Origin of the sequence: Promineifilum sp. (SeqCode) (genome assembly GCF_041918635.1) — a bacterium.
Taxonomy (GTDB): Bacteria; Chloroflexota; Anaerolineae; order Promineifilales; family Promineifilaceae; genus Promineifilum.
In genome coordinates this window covers 1-1,507 of the sequence record NZ_JAYRVJ010000341.1, presented here as the reverse complement: position 1 = coordinate 1,507, position 1,507 = coordinate 1, and the positions used below count along the sequence as shown (strand labels likewise).

2 protein-coding genes are annotated in these 1,507 nt (G+C 69.1%); both read left to right on the top strand.

Features of this window, described 5'->3' with window-relative positions; translation table 11 throughout:
- Positions 1–900, top strand: a 900-nt coding sequence (fabD, locus tag ACE3UY_RS10960; RefSeq protein ID WP_374687569.1) for an ACP S-malonyltransferase, incomplete at its 5' end; no start/stop codon positions are given.
- Positions 901–1,010: 110 nt separating this feature from the next.
- Positions 1,011–1,507 (top strand): SDR family NAD(P)-dependent oxidoreductase (locus tag ACE3UY_RS10955; protein WP_374687568.1); only part of this gene is annotated, 497 nt, incomplete at its 3' end.

Below are 1,507 nucleotides of genomic sequence, written 5' to 3'. Positions count from 1 at the left end.
ATGCCCGCCGCTTTTCTCTTTCCCGGTCAGGGGTCGCAGTTCGTCGGCATGGGGCGCGACCTCTATGACGCCCACCCGGCCGCCCGCGCCCTGTTCGACGAAGCCGATGCGCGTCTGGGTTTCGCCCTGTCGCGCCTCTGTTTCGAGGGGCCGGAAGAGGCGCTGACGGACACGGCCGTGCAGCAGCCCGCGCTCTACACCACCAGCCTGGCCGCCTGGGCCGTGCTGGCCGAGCGCGGCGAAGCGAACCCGGACTACGTGGCCGGCCACTCACTGGGCGAGTTCTCCGCGCTGGCCGCGGTCGGGGCGCTGCCCTTCGCCGATGGACTGGCCCTGGTGCGGCGGCGCGGCGAGTTGATGAAACTGGCCGGCGAGCGCCAACCGGGCGGCATGGCCGCCATCCTGGGGCTGGACGCCGCGCTCGTGGCCGACCTCTGCGCCCGCGCCGCGGCCGAGACGGGCCGCTTCGTCGGCGTCGCCAACGATAACTGCCCCGGCCAGATCGTCATCTCCGGCGACGAGACAGCCCTGGCGCGGGCGATGGCCCTGTTGGGCGAAGCGGGCGCGCGCAAGGTCGTGCGGCTGCCCATCTCCATCGCCGCCCACTCGCCCCTCATGCGCAGCGTGGCCGAGGAGTTCGCCGCCGCTGTGGACGCCGCCCCACTGGCCGAGGCGCGCATTCCCGTCGTCGCCAACGTCACCGCCCGTCCCGTCTGCGTCCCCGACGAAATCTGCACCGAGCTGAAGGCGCAACTGACCTCGCCTGTGGCCTGGACCGACTCCATCCGTTACCTGAGCGGACAAGGGGTGGATACCTACCTGGAGGTCGGGCCGGGGGACGTGCTACTGGGGCTGGTCAAGCGCATCGACCGCGCCGCCGCGCGCATCAAGTTTGAGTGATGAAGAAGCAACGCAAGGGCGCCAAGACGCAAGGACGCAGGGAACTAGCTGTTGCGCCTTTGCGTCTTGGCGTCCTTGCGCTAATCCTCTTTTCGTGGGAGCCTTAGCCTATGCTGCTAGAGGGTAAAGTCGCCGTCGTCACCGGAGCGTCGCGGGGCATTGGCCGGGCCATCGCCGAGACGCTGGCTGCTGAGGGGGCCACGGTCGTCGTCAACTACCACGCCAACGCCGCCGCGGCCGAAGAAGTCGTTCAAGCCATCACTGAGCGCGGCGGGACGGCGCTGGCCGTCCAGGCCGACGTGAGCGACATGGCCGCCGCCGAGGGGCTGATCAAGCGCGCCATCGAGGTCTACGGCCACGTGGACATCCTCGTCAACAACGCCGGCACCACCCGCGACACGCTGCTGCTGTCCATGAAGGAGGAGCAGTGGGACGTGGTGCTGACGACCAACTTGAAAAGCGTCTTCAACTGCTGCAAGGCCGTGACGCGCCCCATGTTGCGGCGCAAGCAGGGCGGCCGGATCATCAACATCTCGTCCGTCTCCGGCATCGTCGGCCAGCCAGGCCAGACCAACTACGCCGCCAGCAAGGCCGGCATCATCGGCTT